17 protein-coding genes and 1 pseudogene are annotated in these 23,349 nt (G+C 34.6%); 4 read left to right on the forward strand and 14 right to left on the reverse strand.

All coding sequences use genetic code 11. The annotated features are described in order from the left end of the window. Positions 1–71: 71 nt before the first annotated feature. Together F6K15_RS32615 and F6K15_RS32620 are read right to left on the reverse strand one after the other, a co-directional pair. Positions 72–1,031: an RNA-guided endonuclease TnpB family protein gene (locus F6K15_RS32615; RefSeq protein ID WP_363269192.1), complete on the reverse strand. Its 960-nt coding sequence runs from the start codon at positions 1,029–1,031 to the stop codon at positions 72–74. Between the two features lie 1,414 nt (positions 1,032–2,445). Next, positions 2,446–4,074, reverse strand: a complete 1,629-nt coding sequence (locus F6K15_RS32620; RefSeq protein WP_293069497.1) for a peptide chain release factor 3 — start codon at positions 4,072–4,074, stop codon at positions 2,446–2,448. Positions 4,075–4,285: 211 nt separating this feature from the next. On the opposite strand from F6K15_RS32620, the gene F6K15_RS32625 reads away from it, so the two are divergent. Next, the gene (locus F6K15_RS32625; RefSeq protein WP_293069498.1) at positions 4,286–7,009 is read left to right on the forward strand and encodes a PAS domain-containing protein; all 2,724 of its coding nucleotides are present in this window, start codon (positions 4,286–4,288) and stop codon (positions 7,007–7,009) included. 110 nt (positions 7,010–7,119) lie between these two features. After that, complete coding sequence (locus F6K15_RS32630) at positions 7,120–7,452, forward strand: DUF4870 domain-containing protein (protein WP_293069500.1); 333 nt, start codon at positions 7,120–7,122, stop codon at positions 7,450–7,452. An 800-nt stretch (positions 7,453–8,252) separates the two neighbouring features. Here the strand turns inward: F6K15_RS32630 and F6K15_RS32635 are convergent. The 3 genes from F6K15_RS32635 to infC form a co-directional block, all read right to left on the reverse strand. Next, positions 8,253–8,720 carry a Crp/Fnr family transcriptional regulator gene (locus F6K15_RS32635; RefSeq protein WP_293069502.1) on the reverse strand — a complete coding sequence of 156 codons (468 nt, stop codon included), beginning with the start codon at positions 8,718–8,720 and terminating at the stop codon, positions 8,253–8,255. 569 nt (positions 8,721–9,289) lie between these two features. Continuing rightward, positions 9,290–12,322, reverse strand: coding sequence for a HEAT repeat domain-containing protein (locus F6K15_RS32640; protein WP_293069504.1), 3,033 nt, complete (start codon positions 12,320–12,322; stop codon positions 9,290–9,292). A gap of 197 nt (positions 12,323–12,519) precedes the next feature. Next, positions 12,520–13,047, reverse strand: a complete 528-nt coding sequence (gene infC / locus F6K15_RS32645) for a translation initiation factor IF-3 (protein WP_293069506.1) — start codon at positions 13,045–13,047, stop codon at positions 12,520–12,522. An 838-nt stretch (positions 13,048–13,885) separates the two neighbouring features. Here infC and F6K15_RS32650 point away from each other — a divergent pair. Next, on the forward strand, positions 13,886–14,857 hold the full coding sequence (locus F6K15_RS32650; protein WP_293069508.1) for an alpha/beta fold hydrolase: 972 nt from the start codon (positions 13,886–13,888) through the stop codon (positions 14,855–14,857). Between the two features lie 56 nt (positions 14,858–14,913). On the opposite strand, the gene F6K15_RS32655 is transcribed toward F6K15_RS32650, so the two are convergent. The 5 genes from F6K15_RS32655 to F6K15_RS32670 form a co-directional block, all read right to left on the reverse strand. Beyond that, positions 14,914–15,372 (reverse strand): DUF488 family protein, encoded by a 459-nt coding sequence (locus F6K15_RS32655; protein ID WP_293069510.1) that lies wholly within the window; start codon positions 15,370–15,372, stop codon positions 14,914–14,916. A 229-nt stretch (positions 15,373–15,601) separates the two neighbouring features. Next, positions 15,602–15,940, reverse strand: coding sequence for a hypothetical protein (locus F6K15_RS38805; protein WP_363269196.1), 339 nt, complete (start codon positions 15,938–15,940; stop codon positions 15,602–15,604). Between the two features lie 38 nt (positions 15,941–15,978). Next, positions 15,979–16,254 (reverse strand): DUF488 domain-containing protein, encoded by a 276-nt coding sequence (locus tag F6K15_RS38810; RefSeq protein ID WP_363269199.1) that lies wholly within the window; start codon positions 16,252–16,254, stop codon positions 15,979–15,981. A 507-nt stretch (positions 16,255–16,761) separates the two neighbouring features. Continuing rightward, positions 16,762–16,890: a hypothetical protein gene (locus F6K15_RS32665; RefSeq protein WP_293069512.1), complete on the reverse strand. Its 129-nt coding sequence runs from the start codon at positions 16,888–16,890 to the stop codon at positions 16,762–16,764. 116 nt (positions 16,891–17,006) lie between these two features. Further along, entirely contained in the window at positions 17,007–17,129 is a 123-nt protein-coding gene (locus F6K15_RS32670) for a hypothetical protein (protein WP_293069514.1), read from the reverse strand. Positions 17,130–17,263: 134 nt separating this feature from the next. On the opposite strand from F6K15_RS32670, the gene F6K15_RS32675 reads away from it, so the two are divergent. Next, positions 17,264–17,407, forward strand: a complete 144-nt coding sequence (locus F6K15_RS32675; RefSeq protein WP_293069516.1) for a hypothetical protein — start codon at positions 17,264–17,266, stop codon at positions 17,405–17,407. Positions 17,408–17,711: 304 nt separating this feature from the next. Here the strand turns inward: F6K15_RS32675 and F6K15_RS32680 are convergent, their stop codons facing one another. From F6K15_RS32680 to F6K15_RS32695, 4 genes and pseudogenes are all read right to left on the reverse strand, one after another. Continuing rightward, on the reverse strand, positions 17,712–18,269 hold the full coding sequence (locus F6K15_RS32680; RefSeq protein WP_293069518.1) for a DUF411 domain-containing protein: 558 nt from the start codon (positions 18,267–18,269) through the stop codon (positions 17,712–17,714). A 366-nt stretch (positions 18,270–18,635) separates the two neighbouring features. Beyond that, positions 18,636–20,069, reverse strand: a complete 1,434-nt coding sequence (locus tag F6K15_RS32685) for a multicopper oxidase family protein (protein ID WP_293069520.1) — start codon at positions 20,067–20,069, stop codon at positions 18,636–18,638. Between the two features lie 534 nt (positions 20,070–20,603). Beyond that, the gene (locus F6K15_RS32690; RefSeq protein ID WP_293069522.1) at positions 20,604–23,084 is read right to left on the reverse strand and encodes an NB-ARC domain-containing protein; all 2,481 of its coding nucleotides are present in this window, start codon (positions 23,082–23,084) and stop codon (positions 20,604–20,606) included. A 177-nt stretch (positions 23,085–23,261) separates the two neighbouring features. Beyond that, a pseudogene (locus F6K15_RS32695) lies at positions 23,262–23,349 on the reverse strand (dihydrodipicolinate reductase C-terminal domain-containing protein); the annotation flags it as partial.

Raw genomic sequence — 23,349 nt, forward strand, 5'->3', positions numbered from 1 at the left:
CCCATTCTCGTACCTTCAGGTCTAGCTTCCCACCTTTAAAGCCACAATCTGAACAAACTTGAGATGTTGGCTCAAGGGCGACTAATGACTCTAAAATCACGACCATATTTTTCAGCAATTCCATCTAAGAATGTCCGGAATTGTCTCCAACCTAAATCTGAAATTGCTCTGGATAATTTACGGTTTTTTACCATGCCAGAAACATTCAAATCTTCTAAAATAATTGTTTGGTTTTCACGAACTATTTCAGTAGATAATTTATGTAGAAAATCAGTTCTTGTATCTTTGAGCTTGGCATGGAATTTAGCTACTCTAATCCTGGCTTTTTCATACCTTTTAGACCCTTTAGTTTTATGAGATAATGACTTACTTAACTTTCTTAACTTCTTAATTCGTTTCTTAAGTGGTTTAGGAGCATCAACCTTTGTACCATCGCTCAATGTAGCAAAAGTTTTAATACCTAAATCTATACCTACTGAATTATCAGTTTTAGGTAATACTTCTGGTTGTATTTCCACTACAAAACTCAAGAAATATCTATGAGCTGAATCTTTGATTACTGTTACTGATGATGGAGCAGTAGGTAATTCTCTTGACCATACAATTTTCAGCTTTCCTATCTTGGCTAAATAAACTTTATGTTGACCAATTTTAAATCCTCCCTTTGTAAACCTAGCAGTTTGCTTTGACTTTCTACTCTTAAATTTAGGAGGTTTGACAGGTTTACCTTTTCTCTCACCTTTAGCCGACTTGAAAAAGTTTTGATAAGCCTGGTTTAAATCATTCAATGATTGCTGCAATGGTATAGCAGAAACCTCTGATAACCACTCTCTATTTTCAGTTTTTTTAGCAGATGTGATCAACTGTTTTTGTAGTTCAGAATTAGTGGGTTTATTTTCTTCTAGTGTATACTTTTCTTGGCAGGAAGCTAGACTATCATTCCAAACCACACGGACACAACCAAATAGCTTGGCTAATTGATATTTTTGTCCCGGTGTTGGATAGATACGATACTTAAATCTAGCTTTCATAATTTGACTCTTGAACTAACAACATGATAACGTATCGATTGAAATAAAATCAACCCGTAATAAAAAGTCGCCCTAGAAGGGCGAGGCTTTAAACCCAATTTTTCGGTAAATTAGTCAGATTTTGTTATTTGTTCTAGTTTATTCTAATAGGCGATCGCCTATCATAAAATTAAACTTGTATAATCAGAAATTACACATTTTTCCATTGTTAATGCTATTGATTGCGATATTCGCAACAGAGAGCAGAAATTAGTTCTATCTTAGACTCACCATCGAGTGCTTCAGAAAATGAAGTGACTATTGCGGCATTCGCAACAGAGAGCAGAAATTAGTTTGATCTTAGACTCACTATCAAGTGCTTCAGAAAATGAAGTGACTATTGCGGCATTCGCAACAGAGAGCAGAAATTAGTTTGATCTTAGACTCACTATCAAGTGCTTCAGAAAATGAAGTGACTATTGTGGCATTCGCAACAGAGAGCAGAAATTAGTTTGATCTTAGACTCACCATCGAGTGCTTCAGAAAATAAAATGACTATTGTGGTATTCGCAACATTAGTAGAAATTAGTTTTATCCTAGACTCACAGAGAGCTTCAGAAAATGAAATGACTATTGCGACATTCGCAACAGAGAGCAGAAATTGGTTTGATCTTAGACTCACAATTGAGTGCTTCAGAAAATGCGGATAGCATTAATATTACTCCCGATAATTCTGTGCTTAAAATAACATAGACATTTTTGAACAATTAATAATTAGCTTTCCTGAAAACAAATAGGATTAGCAAATAGGATGGTTTGCCTTGATTTACTCAAAAAAAAAGAAGCCTTAAACCTTAATTATTCAGTAAAAAATATATCTATATATTGTGTAGCACTATAGTTTTAATGTAAGCATTTCCTACGGAATGCTGCGCGAAAAGCAGTCAGCTATCAGCCATCAGTTTTATTACCTTTAAAGGAAGGAGAAAAAAGCAATTTTATCAAAGCTTCAGAGTACGAATATGTGGTGGAGAATATCGTATAAATTAAATCAATACTTGCTTTATTCATTAGAGTTCTCCAACCATAAAAAATCAAATCAATTATTGCACAAAAATTATCAATTCTTTTCCTCTATTCTCTACTCCCTACTCCCTCTTTTCTGGAGATATTTATTAAAAAGCTGTTTGCGCAGCATGACCAAGGAATAGCTGACCACTAATAGCTGAATGCTTACGTTTCAACAAATTGGAAAAATGGTAGCTCTCTATCAAAAAGATAGTTAAAAATTTCCTGAGAAATTGAACCTTTTCTTCTAACTTCTTTCTTCCTCCTGACTTTAATTATTTCAACAAATTAGAAAAATGGTAGCTCTCTATCAAAAATAGAGTGAAAAATCATCTTTGAAATTGAACTTCTTCCTTCTTCCTTCTGCTTATAAAGATTCTGGTTCTTGACCAGAAACAACTGGCGCAGTAGTATTCAAATTTAACTCTGGATGCTCAGACTCTACTTGTTGACAATTCCACTCATTTTTAAAGAGCAAAACAGGTCGTCCCCAACTATCTTTTACAGCTACAGTGTTAAATAACCTCCCAACTTGTCGCAGCATATCCCAACCAGAATTAACCCAACGCGCCACACTAAAAGGCAACATTTCCACATTAGTTTCAACTCCATATTCATTTTGCATTCGGAACTGAACAACCTCTAATTGAAGTTGCCCAACAGCAGCCAAAATAGGGTCTCTTTTTGCCTCATCTGCAGAGTACATAATTTGTACAGCACCCTCCTCTCGTAACTCATTAACTCCTTTCCTAAATTGCTTAAATTTAGAAGGATTAGGATTTCTTAAATAAGCAAATATTTCTGGTGAAAAACAGGGGATACCTTCATACTCTAATTTTTTGCCATTATAAATAGTATCTCCAATAGCAAATACCCCTGGATTATTTAAACCAATTATATCTCCTGGATAAGCAATTTCAATAGAGTCTCTATCTTGAGCAAATAACTTTTGTGGGCGAGATAATCGAACTGTTTTACCTGTTCTAGCATGACTAACAGTCATATCTTTTTCAAATCTTCCCGTGCAAACCCGAATAAAAGCCACCCTATCTCGGTGTTTCGGGTCCATATTAGCCTGCAATTTAAACACAAATCCAGTGAAGTCTGGATAAGTAGGAGAAACTTCACCTACTGTACTTTTATGAGTACCCGGTTTTAGAGCATATTCTAAAAAAGCATCTAAGAATAATTGCACCCCAAAATTAGTCATAGCACTGCCAAAAAATACAGGAGTCATTTCACCTTTATGTATTTCTTCTAAATCTAAATCAGAACCCAATTCTTCCAGCAATTCTATATCTTCTTTAAGTTGATAATAAAGGTCTTGCTCCAGTAATTCTTCGATACGAGGATCGCCCAAATTTACTACTGTATTTCTTGCAGCTTTACTACCATGAACGCTACGCTCAAACAGATGAATTTCTTTCTTTCTCCTATCAAAAACTCCCTTAAAGCGATCGCCCATACCTATAGGCCAATTTACAGGATATGTTTTTAAACCTAATTCCTTTTCTATTTCATCCAATAGTTCTAAAGGTTCTCTTCCTGGTCTATCCATCTTATTAAAAAATGTAAAAATGGGTAGTTTTCGCATCTTACATACTTCAAATAATTTGCGAGTTTGAGGTTCTAAACCTTTAGCAGAATCTTCTAACATTACAGCGTTATCTGCTGCAGCTAAAGTTCTATATGTATCTTCACTAAAATCTTGGTGACCGGGAGTATCTAAGAGGTTAATTTGACAGTTTTGATATTCAAATTGTAAAACTGTTGAAGTAATAGAAATACCCCGTTGTTGTTCCATTTCCATCCAGTCAGAGGTAGCATGACGTTGCGCTCTTTTAGCTTTTACTGCACCAGCTTCGTGAATAGCACCTCCATACAACAAAAGTTTTTCTGTAAGAGTAGTTTTACCCGCATCAGGATGGGAAATAATCGCAAAGTTACGCCGTTTATCTACAGCTGTTTGCAATTCGGTTTCAATCTCAATGGACATTACTTAGTTTAACTCCTAAAATATGCAACAGTTAATCATATTATATATTTATCTAGACTATAATCTTTGATATATTTATAATTCTCATGTAATCCGCACTGAAACTACTATATATATCACCTTAAAATAAAAAACAAATAAATAAAATTAAGCTAATATTAAATAAGTTAAAACTAAATAATTGAATGATTTATGAGGAGAGGCAAGTTATATGGAGTTTTTATCAAATATTTGGAGTACAGGAAACTATATTCCTCACGGACATTGTTATCTTTGGCAGTCAGGATTAGTATGGCTTCATTTATTATCAGATTTATTTGTTGCATTAGCTTATTTTTCTATCTCTATTTCTTTAATTTATTTCATTCAGAAGCAACAGGATATGCCTTATCCAGAAATATTTGTCTTGTTTAGTGCATTTATTGTTGCCTGTGGAATGACCCACTTAATGGCAGTTTTGACTCTCTGGTATCCCACCTATTGGCTATCAGGTTTAATTAAAGCAATAACCGCGATAGTATCAGTATTAACAGCACTTAAATTAGCACCATTAATACCTAAGTTATTAGAACTTTCTCTTCTTGCACAACTAAAGGCAATTAACAATCAATTAACATTAGAGATTAAGGATAGAATAAAAGCCCAGGAAGAATTACAACTATCTCAACAAAAACTTCAATTAATTATTAATACTATTCCACAATCAATTTTTTGGAAAAATCAAGATTTAATCTACCAAGGTTGTAATTATACTTTTGCCAATAAAGCTGGTCTTAAATCGCCAGTAGAAATAATTGGTAAGACAGATTATGATTTACATTGGACTCAAGAAGAGGCTGAAAATTATCGTAAAAAAGACCAACAAGTCATAGATTATAATACTCCTTTATACCAAATAATTGAAACTCAACAAACTTCCCAAGGTCAACAAATATGGGTAGAGACAAATAAAGTTCCCCTTCAGAATCAAAGAGGTGAAATAATAGGTATTCTTGGCACTCATGAAGATATTACCGAACGCATTAAAGCACAAGAAAAATTAAACCAGCAACAAAAGACTTTAAGAGCAATTCTTGATAATGCACCAATTTGGATTTGGATGACTAACATCAATGGCAAAATGCAGTTCGTCAATAAAACATTATGTAAAAATCTCGGTATTGCTGAATCAAAGTTCTTCAAGGTAAAAAATTACGATCAATTTTTAACAAAAAAAGAAGCCGAAATTATTCATAATTCTGATACTATTTACTGGGAAAATGATACAAAACATCATAGTGAAAAAACATTTACTTTTATTGATAGGAAACAGCATTATTTAGAAATAATGAAAGTTCAAATAAAAGATGATGCTAATGAAGTGCTTGGTATAATATCTTTAGGTTTAGATATTACAGACAGTAAGCAAGCTCAACAAAAACTTCAGGAATCAGAGTCTAAATTTAGACAAATTGCTCGCCATGAAGAACTACTGAATCGTTTAGCAAATCAAATTCGTAACTCTCTCGATCTTGATACTATATTAAACACTACAGTCTATCAAGTTCGCACTCTATTCAAAGTAGAATGTTGTCATTTTGTTTGGTATCGTTTTGATAATAATTTAAATGCAGATGAAACTAACAGCAACTATCTTGATTATTGGGAGATTGTCAATGAATCTAAAGCCGAAAAAGTTCCTAGTTTACTTGGTAGATATACAACAAAAAAAGTAGGCTCTTGGGCATTGAGGTTTTTGGAACTAGAAATTATTAGAGTTAATGATATAACCCTTGTATCTGACACAAAAATGCAGGATTTTATACTTCATTTAGGTCTAATTTCTTTCTTGTCCATACCAATTAAAACTCAGTCAGGTCAAATAGGAGTTTTAGTTTGTGGACATCATACCTCTGTTTATAACTGGAGTAATAGTGAAGTAGAACTTTTAAAAGGAGTAACAAACCAATTAGCGATCGCTATCGATCAAGCCGAACTATATAATCAGAGTCGAGAAGTTGCCCTTCAAGCTAGAGAACAAGCTCACGAATTATACAAAGCTTTACAAAAATTGCAACAAGCTCAGGCACAACTTATTCAAACTGAAAAAATGTCTTCTTTAGGACAAATTGTCGCTGGTCTTGCCCATGAAATTAATAATCCGATTAACTTTATTTCTGCCAATATTAGTTATGCTAGTCAGTATACTCAAAACCTACTAAGTTTAATTCATCTCTATCAACAAAATTATCCCCATCCACCCACAATTATTCAAGAGCAAATAGAAGCTGTAGAACTTGATTTTTTGATTGAAGATTTACCAAAAATTTTAAATTCTATGAAAGTAGGAGCTGACCGAATTTGTGCCATAATTTTATCTTTGCGAAATTTCTCCCGCTTAGATGAATCTGAAGTAAAAATTGTAGATATTCACGAAGGAATTGAAAGTACTCTCCTCATTTTACAAAATAAACTAAGAGAAAAACCAGAAGAAAAAGCAATTCAAATTATTAAAAAATATGACTCATTACCAAATATAGAATGTTATGTTAGTCAGATAAATCAAGTATTTATGAACATTATTTCTAATGCTGTTGATGCTTTAGCAGAAAAGCGAAATAAAAAAAGTCAACAATCAAATCCTAATTTACTTATGCAGGAAAATTTACCAACTATTGAAATTAGTACAAAAGCTACATCTTCTCAAGAAGTAGCAATTATAATTTCGGATAATGGTATAGGTATGACAGAAATAGTTTGTCAGAAAATATTTGACCCATTCTTTACTACAAAACCTGTAGGCAGTGGTACTGGTCTAGGATTATCCGTTAGTTATCAAATTATTGTTGAAAAACATCAGGGCAAACTAAATTGTACTTCTACACCAAAACAAGGAACAGAATTTTTAATTGAAATTCCTATCCGCCAGAAAACAAAACAAACAACAGAGCTATAATTAGAATTAAGTCAATTTCATAACCACTAAATTACTGGCCTATGCCCCTTGTTTTTTTGTTTTTTGGTTTGAAAAACGCTATATCTAATTTAAATCAGGAGAAATATTTAATGGATGCTGACAAAAGAAAAATTCTATCTGCTTTATGTCATGGAGCAATTTTCTTGAGTACAACTATTATATCTGTAGGAATACCAATAGCTATTTTACTCTTAACTGATGATTCAGTTGTCAAAACTAATGCTAAAGAATCTTTGAATTTTCATATTAACATTTATATTTACGCTATTATATTCGGTATATTAATCGGGTTGCTTATTGGCATTCCTTTATTAGTTTTGTTAGCAATTATTAGTTTTGTCATGCCAATTATTGCCATTCTCAATGTGATAAATAATCCTAATAAACCTTATTGTTATCCATTTATTTTTCGTCTATTCTAGTCATCATTTTCGAGCTTTACATTCCCACCCTAGCTTGTGTAGTAGAATAAATAGTATCATAAATAGGAGAATAATGAGTATTTATATTCGGTATATCCTAAAAATTGGCAATAACTGATAACTTACATTATGTCCCGCTAATGAGTGATATAGTATCTGGATAATTAGTTGATGTCATCGTACAACTGTATCACGATGGTTTGCTACCTACAGAAAAAGGGTGGAATATGACTGATATCATGTCCGGATGATTAAGTATAACAGGACTTACCCAGGGACTCTACAGATAGCTAGTGCGCAATTCGGAGCTTTGCGGAACGCAAATGCCATTCGCCCCTACAGATGGTGCTTTAAAGGTCAATTTGTGTAAGTCCTGTATAACAAAAATGTTCTATTGAAGCGCTCTTGAAGGAATATCCCAAATTTGTGGTCCACCTCCAGTATTCTCACTTGAATTTACACCCACGACCTACCACCTAAGAACTTTATGATAACTAATTAAACAGAAATGATATGACTCCTGAGTGCCACCAAAATATTACAACTTAAATAGGATTGCTATATGTAATTCTTACATCATCATCATCAATCATCAATTAAGTTTCGCAAAATTTGTAATTAATTTTGTGTACTTTTTACTCTAAATCTCTGTTCCCAGCTCCGATGTTTCCTAAAACATAATCTTTGTATACTTTAGAAATAAAGTGCGAAATGTTAGTTTCTACTTAATATCCTACTTTTAAGTATAATCAATGTTGGTTTTGCTTAGACAAAACCAATTTACTGAATATTTTGGTGAACTAACGAAACTCGGCTACTTTAGTAGTAGCCATATTATTTTCTCTGGCATTAAGTTTTTGATTGAGTTCACGAATACGACGAGACAAAAGACGAATAATATTAATAGCAATATCTGGTGTTTCATCAATTGCATCATAAAGTTGCATTTGAGTTAACATCAAACACTCACAAATTTCTAAAGTAGTTACAGAAGCAGAACGAGGTTCAGCATCAAACAAAGACATTTCACCAAAACAAGCTCCTTGTTCTAACCTTGCTAACTCTCTATCTGCTAAATGAACTCTAACTTTACCAGATACCACGATATAAAGAGACCTTCCTTCTTGCCCTTCAGTAAAAATGCTATGACTATTAGGGAAAGATAGCTCATCCATAACAGAAGCTAAACGTACTAAGAAATCATCTCTTAATTCTCTAAAAATTGGCACAGCTCTAATAAATAAAAGACGCTCTACACTTGTCAGCATAATATTTACACCCTTCCCTTTGATGAATAAACAAATTTAATAATCACGTTTTATTGAGCAAATTTTAATGGTTAATAATGTTCAGATAACATTTGATAGATGACCTTGCATTTCTTTAGTTTACACTATCCCTTAACGAAGTCAGAAGTCAGAAGTCCCCAAGTCAGAAGTCATAAGTTATTTTTGTAACAGAGATTTGAGCTTCCCTCCAAAAATATTTCGCCTTAAAAGGCGGGGTTGCGCCACCCAATTATTTTGATAATTATTGCTCTGCTGATTAAAGGTCAAAGCATTGACTGATATTGGTTGTAGAATTTTTTGGTCTAAAAAAGTGTCAGCTTTTCGGTGGATACAAGCTGCATAAAGCTAGTATTTTGGGACGATTATGGCAGAAAAATCACTCTTACAATTTTTCCGACTACCGCCTTTATAAATTCCCCGTTCCTCCTGACTACTGACTACTAACTACTGACTACTACGAAGAGCAAAAAGACTAGTGAAGCGCAAACCCTAATAATTAATTATTAATTATTAATTATTAATTGTTGAAGACAACTACCCTGCTATTCTTAACTAATACCAAATTCCACAATCATTTGTTCTACTTGAGCAGCTACCAGAGGATCTGGGTCACTTCTCAAATTAGGTAATAATTCAACCAAAGCACGTTGAGATGCCATCCGTAAATAAGCTAAAGACGCCTCCCGCACAAAACCTGTAGGATGACGCAAACAAACTAAAGTTTGTTCTGCAGTTAAACTCCAACGAGCTGCACGAGCCATCTGCAAACAACAAGCCAAAGCCCAATCAGAAAGAAAGTGACGTAAATCTAGCAAATGCCGTAAACGTTCGCTAGGAGCCATTAGTTTATAAACCACCATCTCAGACAAACTACTTAACTTTTCCTGATAACCGTGTTGATCCAAAATATCAATCAGCGATCGCTTACAGGAAATATCCACAGTATTATCTAAAATTTCTAAACCACGGGCTAAATTTGAACGTGAATCAGACTTGATATTAAAAGCTGCTGCCTGAATAGCTCCCAATGGATAGAGAAACTTCATTAATAAGAAACACCGTTCTATAGCATCTACCTCCAGCAATTGTAATGCCCGCAGTAACATTTGTGTATAATCAGTAGTCAATTTTCCATTAACTTCCTCTACGATAGGAGATAGAGCAGTAGTAGAAGTCATATCCACTCCAGACAAATCTACTATACCTGCATAAATCTGCCCCAGAAACATCAACTCCTGCTCAATTAAAATTTCTACCCCGCTACGGCCTACCCGTTCAAGCACCCCCTCAATTCCAACTTCCCCTGGCATTGTTAACAACCTTCTTAGAATATTACGGCGTGTCATACCCCAAGTAGTCATCATTCTGTTTACCAAAGCATCCAGGGCTTCGATTGTACCAATTTCACCAATAGCATTCCAAGCCTGTAATCTGGCCAACTCTGACTTATGAGAATCATCTGCCAACTTTACCAACATTGGAATCCCATCATTACCTAACCTAACCAACGCTTGTAATGCAGCTTCTCGAGTTGATTTGTAAGACAAACCTCGCAATAAAGAAGGATAGTAGTTTTCTAAATGAGTAGCAGCAATCACATCCATGCAATACTTTCGCACTCGTAACGATTCATCCTGTAATAAATTAGGAACATACAATCGTAGCCCTTGCAAATAATCCGCTTCACCCAAAGCACGAACACCCATCACTCTTTCTTTTTCTTGTTTAGAAGTAATCATCCTGCGTAAAACATTAGTAGCTTCAGCTTTTTGTCCTCGATCGCCTCGACGCATAATTAAAGCTGCCGCAGTACCTCTTACCACTGGGTCTACTGAAGGTTGTAAATAAGGTCGTATTTGATTAATATCTGGTTCTGATTCTGTAAGCCAGATATAGCGTAAAGCCAAAGCCAATACTTCTGGTGGTACTGATGTCTGAGCTAGGGAACGTACTTGTTCGAGATAAGTTGGGTTAGGATGATTCAACATTACTTCGAGACTTTGACATTGTAATTCAGATGACATCAACGGCAAGAGTGGAGCCAGTATTTCCCCTACATTTTTTTTATCTATTTGACTGAGTAACTCAATACAGGAACGTTTATCTTCTTCTGCTGTACCTTTTTCTAAAGTTTCTACTACCGAGCGCTTCAATGCTCGCATATCTACATCCAAAACACCAAGTCTTCCTTTTCCAGCACTTCTTACTAGCAAGCCTACATATTGGCTTCTAATTAACCATATTACTCCCAACCATAAGAAACCAAATATCAGAATTGCTATGACAAATATCAGACCTTGCCGATCTTGAAACCCACTTTGACTAGGATTTAATATTAATCTACATAACCAGAGAATTGCTAGTATTATTAATCCACTCAAGCCTGTAGAAAATGGTTCTGCAACCCCATTTACCATTGTTTGAACATCACTGCGAATATTTTCAGGCAGAGGCTGGAATAAAACAGGTCCAGTAGTTTCAATCAATGTATAGTGTAGTAACTCATCTAAAAATCTCAGAATTACTAATCCGATAAATACCGAAAATAATCCTGTTATTGCACCTGTAAAAGAAAATAAACCTAAAGCTATTGCCCCTATTGGCAGTATCATTGCTGTACCAAAAACTCCAATTCTTTCTACGAGACGACTAGAGGCAAACCATTGAGTTGCGACTTGGCAGGTACTCAAAATTCCCTCAAACAAGCCTAAGAAAGTCGCTATTTTACTTGCTCCATCAGTGGTTGGATTTTGTAGTTCTAGTTGATAAAAGAATTGAAAGTCTATTAATACATAGAGAACTTCTGCTATTACGAAGAAAGTGATTAATGGTAATATATAACCTTGTAGAGGTCCTTTGATTTTCCGAGTAGAAAATTCTTGTTCTTCTTCTTCTGGTATCCAACGACTAGAGTCTGGAAAAGATTGTTGATATTTTTCAGACAAAAATAACAGTATTCCTGACCCAAATACTATCATTAATCCAGATATTATTGTCACATTACTCAATCCAGCAAATAATAGTACTAAAGGTAGAGAAAATCCACTAATTACTCCTGCTACTAAAAAACCACTGCTAATTATTGGATATGTCCGCTTAATTTCTCTGATGTTAAATAACTGATTAGATGTGATTGAGGTATTCAGATCGTTAAGCAAATAACAAGCTTCTACCCACAACCACATCATAAAGGTAGTCAGAAAAGCTAAACTCAGACCAGTTATCTGTATATTTTCAATACCAATACCAAACCGAAACAAAAACAGAGGTGCTGCCATTAGTAATAGAATCACCACTATTACTCGACGTAAAGGCATGATTTTTTGCAGCCAGGAATAGATAAAACCGAGACCTGAACCTATAACAGCACTGGCAATATATATCCATGGTAGTTGATCGGCACCATACTCGTCTAAGAATAAACTAACTGTACTTAGTTCTAACCAAATTAATCCTACAGAAGTAAGAGTATATACGGCAAACATTAGTAAGGTTCGCTCTACTTCTTCAGAACGGAGATTGAGGGATATTAGCAGTTTATCTCCTAATCCTGTGTAATTTTTCAAACTTCTCTGTTCCATGAATTTGCTAAATTTGAACTTAAGTGTATGGTTAAAAGAGTATACTTCTTGCCCAATAGTTTAAATCCCCTCCTGAAAATTCTCAGGAGAGGAATGTACTTAATTTATTAAGTAGAACGCAGAGCTAGCTTCACCCACTAAAAGTTAATTAGTATTATTCTACACTTTGAAGTTATCAATGTAATGACTATGCCACTTTACTTTTTAGGAGATAACAACATCATCATACTGCGTCCCTCTCTCTTGGGAGCTTGTTGAACTTCTGCTAAATCTTTTAGATCTTCTTTCATCCGCATCAATAATGCTTCTGCAAGATTACTGTGCTGTATTTCCCGGCCTCGGAACATAATAGTGGCCTTTACTTTATCACCTGATTCAAGAAAACGCTTTGCATGAGATAGGCGAACATTATAGTCATGCTCCTCAATTTTATAGCGCATCTTCACTTCCTTAACTTCTGCGTTATGTTGCTTCTTTTTGGCCTCTTGTGCTTTCTTTTTCTGCTCAAATATATACTTCCCATGGTCCATTATTCTACAAACCGGTGGGTCAGCTTTATCACTGACCATAACCAGGTCTAGTTCCTTTTCTCTGGCCATTTGCAACGCTTCTTCTGTATCTATGATTCCCAACTGAGAGCCATCTGCGTCAATAGCTCTGATTTTAGGAACTCGAATATTGTTGTTAACTTGAGGGAGATTACGATTATTTCTTTTTTCGGGCATTAATTGGAATATTTAAAACGATTGTTTAGAGGGACATTCATACTAAATCAGGCTACACTTTTTCAGTTATATAGATCCTTTTTTTGATGCTCTCCCTAGCTGAAGCACCAGAGATTTTTATTATCAAGGGTTTTTACACTTCCCAGCTATTTTCCGTAAAGCATCAAGACTTAGTATTCTACATTTTGCCTGTTCCTAACCTCATAATAATTTGAGGATTTTATGGTACATATAAGTTTACAGATAGACCTAAACAGAAATATTTGCTAATTTAGCAATATCTATACTAAATTGAATTTTAATTTTGGTATTCAAAAATAGTCTAGTTTTTGACACTCTGACCGTCAAATCAAAGATAATAACGGGGGATTCTTGTTTCACAGATTCTTAACTAGATAACAAATCAAATAAACTGAGTTGCCCCCCGTCAGACCATCTCCACAAGCTTTTTATTCAACCGTGTGCCCCACGGCTATTGGTACGATTATAACGCCAAAAATGCGCGCGCGTATTGCTAATTATTTTTCTGGTTGAAATTTATGAGGGGCTGTCTGCGTGGGTTTCCCGCGCAGTTTATACGCCCCGTCTCACCGTTAAATCAAAGATAATAACGGGAGTCCTCTTTCAACATTTATGATAGGTCAACAGACAATAATGATATCACGAATGAAGGCTTTTATGCAAGTCCCGTTAGTTTGGCAATGATATTGGGCACTCGATTCTCTAACGTTAGCGTAGCTTTGCGCCAGCAATCGTAGATAGATAATTAATAATGCTGGCGCTAAAATAATGTGTCTGGCACTTTGCAAATCTTAATATTTAGGAATTATTTAATTATATGGTGGGCAATACTACTAGCAACTGGCAAAAAAAAATAGGTAGTCAAAGAGACTGGGTATGGCGAGGGTGGCAAATTCGTTATACTTACGTTCGATGCCAAAATAACCACGAAACTTTAGAAGGCCATAACTTAGAAAACCCCCCTATTTTACTGCTACATGGTTTTGGAGCATCAATAGGCCATTGGCAACATAATATAAATGTACTCAGCCAAAAACATACAGTTTATGCACTAGATTTAGTAGGTTTTGGTGCTTCTGAAAAAGCGATCGCCAACTACGATGTTAGTTTTTGGGTAGAGCAGGTGTATGAATTTTGGCAGACTTTTATTCAAGTACCAGTAATATTAGTTGGTAATTCTATCGGTTCATTAATTTCTCTAGTAGCAACTGCGACCTATCCAGATATAGTTGCATTGCTGATCATGATTAGTTTACCCGATCCGGCAGCTCAGGCCGAAGCAATTCCAGCTTGGTTATTACCTACTGTTGAGTTTATTCAAAATATTGTTGCGTCTCCGATGTTATTAAGAGCTTTGTTCCCTGTGGTTCGTAGACCTTCAGTTATTCGTCGTTGGGTCAAAATTGCCTATAGTAATCCCGACCGGATTACAGAAGAACTTGTAGATATATTAGCCGGACCGCCAAGCGATCATGGTGCCACCCGTGCTTTTTGTATTTTATTTAAGATTATGGGTAGTACAAAGTTAGGTCCTAGTGTGAAAGCTTTACTTCCTACCCTGGAAACTCCCATGTTATTGATTTGGGGTAAGCAAGATTTATTAATTCCTGCTAAATTTGCTAATCCCAGTCAGTTTGTTCAGCTTAACCCCCGTTTAAAATTAAAAGAAATTGATAATGCTGGCCATTGTCCCCATGATGAATGTCCCGAAATAGTTAACGATTTAATTCTTGATTGGATTGCTCAACAAAAGCAGCAACATAGCGCTACGCGCAAGTTAGAATTCTGAATTCAGAAGTCATCCCTGACGCTCGTTTGACGTTTGAGTGTTTATAATTGCCTAACCTATTTGCAAAGAAAAAGATGACATACTTCAATATTTCCCCATTGTTTATTGAGATATTCAGCTACTAAACGGCGATGACAATAATGTGGTTTAGCTTCACTACAAAGCAAACAACCTCGGTCTAAAAGTTGAGGTGAAACTTTTTTTTCGATTTCTCTTTCACTAATAAGGTGATTAAATTTTTGTTCATAAGTATCCCAAGTAATTCTCTTTTTTTTATAATCATCTAAAAGTTCTTTAGTAGGTGCTAAATCTAGAATATGAATATATTCAATATTGCAAATAACTTTAAGAAAATATTCTAAGTCTTTTTTTTTCGCAAATCCAGCAAGTTGAGAAGCATTATTGACTCTTGTATCAATAACGCATTTTACTTTTGATTCTGTTAAATTCTCAAAAAATTCTTGAGCGGTTTTTTTTGTGAATCCAATAGTAAAAATTTCAATAGTTTTTTTCATTTTACTTATCCCGATATAATACCAATGTTGATAAATATTTGTTACAAATGGTAGAAGTAATAAAGAAGGAAGAGGGAAGAAGGAAAAAGGGGTGATTTTTTTAAAAAATGGAAAAACGATATAAATAACTGTCTAAAATAAATTGGAGTAGATGTTTTTAACCATATCTGATATATCTCTACCTTTTTGTGGCATTCTTTTTTAAAATTGGTATAACAAACAATAGTATCTAATATTGTTTGTTTACATATGCAATTTTATCTCCTTGAATTTTGTAAGCTTTTTCAAGTATTGTATCTTGAGAATTTTTAGTGGATTGGGTAACATTTTGGCTGAAGCTTTCAGTATCAAAAAGACTTAATTGTAAAAATGGCTGGGGTTTTTCAACAAGATTGTTAATTTGTAGTAGTCTTTGTTCAAGAGCAGAGTGATTTTCTAATTCACCATTTTTAAGAATATGGTAAATATCTAAACCTTTATTTGTTAAATGTCGGCTCACTAAAATAGCACGATGACAAGTAATTGGATCTTGTTCAGAACACATCAAAGCAATATTATAATTTTCCAAACTTTGATAAACTTTTTCTAAACCTTACCTTTTTGGAATTATTCTGTGTTAGCAATTAGCTCGTATAAAGCTTTTCCATTAACGTAACAACTTAAATTATTAGTTCTTGCACCTAATTCTTTGCCTAAAAAAATGTATGAAATATTGATTTTCTCTAGATATTGCTTAATATTTTTTTGATTAAAGTGAGGTAAATAATTACTATAAGGATAGGAGCGAACATCTGCTACAGCTGTTATCTGATGTTTTTGTAAGAGGTTTAAAAAAGATTGGATGGAATGATTAGAATGGCCAATAGTAAATAATTTCATCATTGCTGATTTAAAAAATTTTCTAATTGTTTAGAGATGTACTACGATACCAGCGTGTTGAACCATTAGAGTTTGCTGTTTATTATTGAATTTTAACTTTGCTCTGATGAATTACAATATAAAGGTATGTTTGATAACGGATTATACCTTTATTCCTCGATTAAGTCAATTCTCTCTATATGTATGTGAGTAAAATAGACATCTCCTCCAAAAGAGTAAGAAATTTTGTCTGTTAAGTTGGTTATTTTTCATAGTTTTAGTTAATTTTTTGCTCAATTTCCAATCAAAAATTTATGGTTAATTAGATTTATCTATAAAGTTTTATTTTTCCATTGCTTTTACTGCCTGCTACATCTGAGAGAGCATTTATTGCATTTCTTTAATCATGTCTTCGTAGTGCCTTTTCATTTCTTGTTTTTGCTCGGATGTTATATTTTGGACCTGTTCAGAATTAATTTGCGCCATACTTTCTCGCATCTGAGTCAGTATTTTGTGGATTTTGTCTAAATCTTATCCATTGTGTTGGTGCATTTGTGAATGGTATTGTACTAATTTTAGAGGTGATGTTTGTTTGGTTTGAGCAACAGAGGGGATGATGTTTAATACTGAAATTGTTATTCCAATTATGGCAGTATTCATTAATGGATAATTGATAATTGATAATTACTTCTGGTTAAAACCGCTCTTGATTGAATATCAGGAGATATTATTTCTTTTTTTTCCCCTTAAAAGGGGAGGCTTTAAACCTGAATTATTTAATAATTAATAATTAATAATTCGGTAATGAGAGTTTTAAAAAGGCGGAGGTTGCATGGTTGATTTTTGATTTTATCGGACATATTGATATTTTCTTCAAACAAAACTAACAAAACTAACATGATTTTTACTAAATGCTAGTTTGACTCAATAATATGAAATTGGGATTAAATTTAAACGGGTTTTTTTTGAGATGAAAAGGATGAAAGAGACTTTCCTAATATATTAGTAGAAAAAATATCAGAGGTGACAAATTATGAAAATTATGATGCGCCAACTTTACTATTTATTTGCACCAATAATGTGTTTTCCTGTACTACTTAGTTTAATGACAGGTTCTCTATTTCAAATCTCAGTTATTATTGGTACGGCTGAGAATTTTATTTGGCTATTAGAATGACATAGAGGTAAGTTTGAGAGAATTAATTTAGAGATGATTTATCCATTTTTAAATGCTTTTGAAATGTTAATGTTGGTAGTGACTGGAATTATGATGTGGTTTCAGACTCGCCGACAGTACAAAAAATAATTTTAAGAATAGAGCTGGTTTTGATAACTAGATTTTTTTCCAGTCTTAAAAGCTTATTTATCAACAAATTGAAAAACCCTATTCAGCAATAAATGTAAATGTAAAAAATAATTTAGGGAGGTTCCATGAAACCTCCCTAAAAATTGATTGGTTCTAAATTTATCTATTAAAAATTCTAGAATTTATAGGAATTAAAAACTTGAGTCTGACCGTCTTTTTTAAAGGCAAAGACATTAAAAGATTCTTGACGATCGCCCATTTCCATACCAGGGGTGCCAATAGGCATTCCGGGAACGCTAATTCCAGCAATATTTGGTTTATTTGCTATTAAATTTTTTATGTCTGCCACTGGGATATGACCTTCTACGAGATAACCAGCAATTTCACTTGTATGACAAGAAGCCAAATTTGAGGGTAGATTATATTTTTGCCTAATAGCTTGAATTTCTGACTCTGGTTTAACAATATCAGTGACTTGAAAACCGTTTTGCTTGATATGTTCCACCCATCCCTTACAGCATCCGCAAGTGGGAGTACGGTAGACAGTAATATTAAGTGCTTGTGCAGCTATGTCTGTTGTGGATAAACCAGAGTTATAAACAGTCTGAGCTGTTTTATTCAGGGTGGAATTCTGGGGTAAACCAATAAAAGTCCAATATGCAGTACCCAAAACTCCGGCAACTGCTGCACCAGCAACTAAAGACTGTATCCAATTAGAGAAAAATTTTTTCATCACTATTGCCTCAAATAATCTATAAGTGCTTTTTTTGATTATATAGCAGAAGAAAGAAGGAAGAAGGAAAAGTATTACGTTGTCTGAGTTTTAGAGCTTCTCGACCTGTCCGCACCCTTTGCTTCAACTACTATAAACCTTACTACTTAGGGCTTGCTGATTAAATCTTAAAGCAATGGTCAATAAAGGTTTTAGCCTTTTTAGAATCGAAAAAAGTGCGCCTATTTTAATCCTAAACCCTCAAAAAGTGAGAATGCGTGGGGTGAGGGGGGCATAAAAATCTCCTGAACAATTATTCCTCCTACTTTCTCTGTTTTCCCACCCTGCCGACACTTCCCACACTTTGCTTTTTTCAGCAAACCCTACTTAAGCCTGAATTTCTAGATTACCCATCATTCCCAAATCTTCATGGTCGAGAATATGACAATGATAAACAGTCTTTCCAGGAAAATCTCGGAAAGGCATTCTAATAAGCACTTTCTCCCCCGGTCTCACCAATACCACATCTTTCCACGCGAGATAAGCTTCTGGTTTCCCATTCCGACTCACAACTTGAAAAGCATTGCCATGAATATGAAAGGGATGATCCATTATACCTGTGTTAATTAATTCCCAGTCTTCAACTGTATTAAGCTGAACTTGAGTATCAATTCTTTCTAGTTGATAGGCTTGACCATTAAACAGAAATGCCATACCTTTACCGGGTATCATGCCATGGTTCATCTGAAAACGACGTATCTTTTGAGCTTTTGGTAATGCTTCTACTGGTATTAGTTTAGTTGGCAATGGTACAACAGCAACCTTGCTTTCATAACTTACGGTTGCTAAGACTTGTGGTTGATTTTCAGGAGTATTCCTCCCCATCATCCCCATACCTACTCGTTGATAGGGCAAATTCAACAAGCGATATTTTCCTGGTTCTCGGTTAGCTTGGATTAAGATATCTGCTCTTTCTCCAGGAGTTAATAACAGTTCTGACATTTCTATCGGTTCAGTTAATGCGCCTCCATCAGTGGCAATTAAATAAAATAGGTGTTCTTCTAGAGACAACCGATAAAACCGGGAAGTTGAAGCATTGAGAATTCGTAACCGTAACAAACCTTGAGATGGAATTGCCAAGTTAGGTTTAGACTGACCGTTGACTGTAATTAAATCTCCCTGTCTTCCAGTCATAATTGAAAGTTCCTGGGATGGCAGTAAATTTCCTTGTTGGTCTAGAGCAAAGTCTTGCAATACTAAAAATTTTTCCTCAGCCGCCTTAACTTCGGGAATTTCATCCAACTCTCCCCGAACAATAAATAATCCTGCCAACCCACCAAAAAGTTGTTCTGCTGTCAGACCATGGAAATGAGGATGATACCAGAACATTCCCGCCGGATGATTTTGAGGAATTTGGAATTGATATGTTAGGCGATCGCCTGGTGCAATTTTGAGAAATACGTTATCGGCGTTTCCGGTGATGGGAATATGTAGTCCGTGATAATGGATGTTTGTAGGTTGGGGTAGTTTGTTGGTAAAGTTAATCCTAATTATATCTCCTGGTTTTGCTTCTAATCTTGGTCCGGGAATTTGTCCGTTATAGTTTAATACATAAGCTTGTTTATTTCCTAGATTTATTTTATTAATACGGGCTATTAAATTTACTTCTAAAAGACCATCTTGGCTTTGGTTAATTTTATGTTCGGATGAAAATGTTTGGAACTTTTCTTGAGTATTACTGCTGCTACATTGAGCGATTAAAAAAGCAATAGCGCTACTAGAACTTAAGCTTAAAAATCTTCGACGATTAATTTGTTTCATAATATAAATTTGTACTATAGCGCTAGGGAACAGGGAACTGTCATTTCAGTTATCAGTTGTCAAAGGGTTTTAGGATTGAAAAATGTCCGTTCCAAATTCTTGTAGTGCTATAAATAATATTAGTATAACAGGAAACAGTAGATATCTCCAATAATAAAAAATTAAATCAATTATTATCCATAAATTATCAATTATTTCCCTCTACTCCCCTGCTCAACAAAATGTAGAAAAATTTTTGATAAATGGTATTAAATAACTGTAATGAACAATCTTTTCCCAAACTCGTAAGGATGTTGCATGCAACATCCCTACATTACGGTTAATTAATGTTACTTGATATAATGTTTAGTCCTGGAATTTTGGCAGTATTTTTTTATTATTTTTAAATTTAAAAACTTGCTTTTACCTTTTAGGGAGATTCCATGGAACATCCCTACAAGATTTTGCTTATGAAGATGTGGTTCATCAATTTAAAAAGCGCTGTAAAAGCAATAGCTGATGGCTGAATTATTACAAAAAATTCAGATAAATTCCCTAAGTTTTATATGCAAAGAAAGATACTATAGGCGTACAATCAAATTGAGAATCTACAAACCCAACAAAACTTATTTGATTAATCTTCAGGCTTACAGGACATTCAATCTCATAAAAAGTAGGAGCTAAAAATTCACACATATCAGTTAATAGTAAATCCAAGTTAGTAGAAGATTGAATAAAATTTTCAGCTAACCAAGTATGCAAACATTCGCCAGTAGAAATATCCCAGAGTTTAATAGTTTCATCTTCACTTCTACTAGCAATAGTTTGATTATTCTGACTCCAAACTAAGGAATCAATTCGAGCTTTATGTCCCTCAAAAATATGAAGACATTTACCTGTACTAATATCCCATAATCTAACTGTTCGATCGCTACTACCAGTTGCGAGAAAATTTCCATCTGGACTCCAAACAATAGAATGTATTTCTTGAGTATGACCCTCAAAAATTAGATGTGGCTGATGACTCACCATTGGCAACAAACGAATCTCTCCCAATTTATCAGCGATCGCTAAAAAATCTCTATTTGGACTAGAAGCGATGACAGAAATATTACCCAATGTCGGTATTTGCATTTTTTCCAACAACATTGGGCAGTCTAAAAGATTTTCATCTTCTTGCTTTGCTGGTTCTAAACAAGTTTGCTCAGACAAATTTACAGAATTAGTAGGACAAACACAAGAACTACGATCTAGCAACTGTGAGTTATTACTTTCATGGCACTTTTGTCTATCTGCTTGACTAATAGCAGGACAAAGTTTCCCAGGAACTATTGTACAATAGTTAGAAGATTTCGAGTTAACTGTAGCTGATACTTCAATAGCTTTTTGGGAGCAGGTATTAGCAGATTTATGAGATTCTATTTCACAGGGAGAAATATCACCTACCATTAAGTCAACCTGTAGTTTCATGCACAGGTTAATCAGATTTTCAATACCATAACCACACAAGGAGGTTTCACTTGCTTGTAATTTGTTTAAAATTAATAACAATTGTTGTTCTAGCGCTCGAGTAGAACTAAATATTGTGCTGAGTTGTCTGGCAATAGGTTCTATAATTAGCTTATTTTGTCGTTCTTTTATATAGCGTTTGCCAGTGGTGATGATTAAAGAATGATTGAGAAATAAGTCTAAATTTGCAGTAGTTAACTCAGCAACAACCTGTTCAATTAAGTAGTGGAGAATATACTCCATTACTACAGGTTCGACTGTATACATACTTGATTTTTTCTTGACTAAAGACCGCCATATCAGAGCTTCTAAACTTTCTAAGAGGTTTGCTTTGGAAATTGCTGGCACAATATCAGTTTGCAATTTTTTTACATTCGTCCAGTCTTGGTTAATTGCTAACCAAACCATGATTTTTTTTTCTAGCTCTGAGAGACGCTGAAAGTGTTGGTCGAGGAGACGACGAATACCATTGAAGGTGGTTGTACCATGTTGCAGAAATTCTGACAGGTCTCCATCAAATAAGTCTATGATGGAGCTGGTGACAATTTTTAAGGCTAGGGGGCTATAACTATAATATTCACTGAGCTGTTGTTTTTGTGTTTCTGAGCCTAATATTTTGTTGGTTTTTAGTAAAGCATGGGCTACTTCTTTAGAACCCAGTAGTTGTAGGGAACGTACTGCTGCATCTATACTTTCAAAGGCTGCTACTTCCGGAGGTTTTTCTCGACTGGTGAGAATGAGACTGCTAGAGTGGGATGTTTCACCAATCAAATGAAAGAGTTGACTGTAGTTTTCGTAGCCAGGGCGATAGTGACCTGTACATCCATGTTGTAAAATGCTTTCGACACTATCTAAAATTATTAGGCAGCGTGATTTGCGCAAGTATTCAATTAGTTTGCTTAGTTCTCCTTGACTACATTCTTGCTGGGATAAAAATGACACGAGTTGAGTGAGAATTGTTTCTAGGAAAGGAGCATGGCGGAGTGATCGCCAAATTATATAGTCAAATTTATTCTGTAGTTGTTGGGCGACTTTTGCTGCTACTGCTGTTTTACCAATGCCTCCCATACCTAGTAATGCTACTAAACGACAGCCATCTCCGATAATATATTGTTGTAGTTGATTTAGTTCTTGAGAGCGTCCGTAAAAAATGGAAACATCTATGGCTTCTCCCCAATCAATTTTTGGTTTAGACAGTGTTTTTTTTGTTTCTGTAGAAGATTGGAATATATGTTGTTGAATGTTTAGTTCTGTTTTGGCAAAACATGATTTCTGAGTGCCAAATTTTTGTCTCAGCAGAGCGCGAAAGTTTTTCTTGGTTACTTTTTCGTCTAAGACACCAGAAAGATTTTGCCATAAGTTTGCAGCTACTCCTTTTATGTAGTCTGGGTCATAACCTGCTTGCTCGGCAATTTCAGCATAAGCTTTACCTTCCCATGCTTGAGAAAATACTTTTCTTTTTACAGCGTTTAAGGAGCCTGGAGGTAGAACTGTCTCCAGAACTTCCAATGCTTCTTCGACTTTCATTTTTACTTAATATTTTGATATATTTTGAATTCTATATAATTTGATGTGATTTTACTGTTACTTCGGCGACAGCTTAAAGCCTCATCTACATAATTTATATTTTTAGTTGAATAAAAAGTCATGCGTAGGTACGAGTAACACCCAATAATTACATACTACTATGATTTTTTTGCCGGTAGGTATATTGTAAGTTTTTCCTAGCTCCGATAACATTTGTGCAGTTTTAATTGCAGTACCACTAGGAGCATCAGCTTTTTGATTGTGG

The sequence above is a fragment of the Okeania sp. SIO2B3 genome (assembly GCF_010672525.1).
In the GTDB taxonomy this organism is placed as follows: domain Bacteria; phylum Cyanobacteriota; class Cyanobacteriia; order Cyanobacteriales; family Microcoleaceae; genus Okeania.

Excerpts from the sequence above, each read along its gene's own strand:
- F6K15_RS32685 (WP_293069520.1), bottom strand. The coding sequence starts at position 20,069 with ATGAAACAAATTAATCGTCGAAGATTTTTAAGCTTAAGTTCTAGTAGC.
- F6K15_RS32620 (WP_293069497.1), bottom strand. The coding sequence starts at position 4,074 with ATGTCCATTGAGATTGAAACCGAATTGCAAACAGCTGTAGATAAACGG.
- F6K15_RS32615 (WP_363269192.1), bottom strand. The coding sequence starts at position 1,031 with ATGAAAGCTAGATTTAAGTATCGTATCTATCCAACACCGGGACAAAAA.
- infC (WP_293069506.1), bottom strand. The coding sequence starts at position 13,047 with ATGCCCGAAAAAAGAAATAATCGTAATCTCCCTCAAGTTAACAACAAT.
- F6K15_RS32625 (WP_293069498.1), top strand. The coding sequence starts at position 4,286 with ATGGAGTTTTTATCAAATATTTGGAGTACAGGAAACTATATTCCTCAC.
- F6K15_RS32675 (WP_293069516.1), top strand. The coding sequence starts at position 17,264 with ATGAAAATTATGATGCGCCAACTTTACTATTTATTTGCACCAATAATG.
- F6K15_RS32655 (WP_293069510.1), bottom strand. The coding sequence starts at position 15,372 with ATGAAAAAAACTATTGAAATTTTTACTATTGGATTCACAAAAAAAACC.
- F6K15_RS32680 (WP_293069518.1), bottom strand. The coding sequence starts at position 18,269 with ATGAAAAAATTTTTCTCTAATTGGATACAGTCTTTAGTTGCTGGTGCA.
- F6K15_RS38810 (WP_363269199.1), bottom strand. The coding sequence starts at position 16,254 with ATGATGAAATTATTTACTATTGGCCATTCTAATCATTCCATCCAATCT.
- F6K15_RS32635 (WP_293069502.1), bottom strand. The coding sequence starts at position 8,720 with ATGCTGACAAGTGTAGAGCGTCTTTTATTTATTAGAGCTGTGCCAATT.
- F6K15_RS32650 (WP_293069508.1), top strand. The coding sequence starts at position 13,886 with ATGGTGGGCAATACTACTAGCAACTGGCAAAAAAAAATAGGTAGTCAA.
- F6K15_RS32670 (WP_293069514.1), bottom strand. The coding sequence starts at position 17,129 with ATGTTAGTTTTGTTAGTTTTGTTTGAAGAAAATATCAATATGTCCGAT.
- F6K15_RS32630 (WP_293069500.1), top strand. The coding sequence starts at position 7,120 with ATGGATGCTGACAAAAGAAAAATTCTATCTGCTTTATGTCATGGAGCA.
- F6K15_RS32690 (WP_293069522.1), bottom strand. The coding sequence starts at position 23,084 with ATGAAAGTCGAAGAAGCATTGGAAGTTCTGGAGACAGTTCTACCTCCA.
- F6K15_RS32640 (WP_293069504.1), bottom strand. The coding sequence starts at position 12,322 with ATGGAACAGAGAAGTTTGAAAAATTACACAGGATTAGGAGATAAACTG.
- F6K15_RS32665 (WP_293069512.1), bottom strand. The coding sequence starts at position 16,890 with ATGAATACTGCCATAATTGGAATAACAATTTCAGTATTAAACATCATC.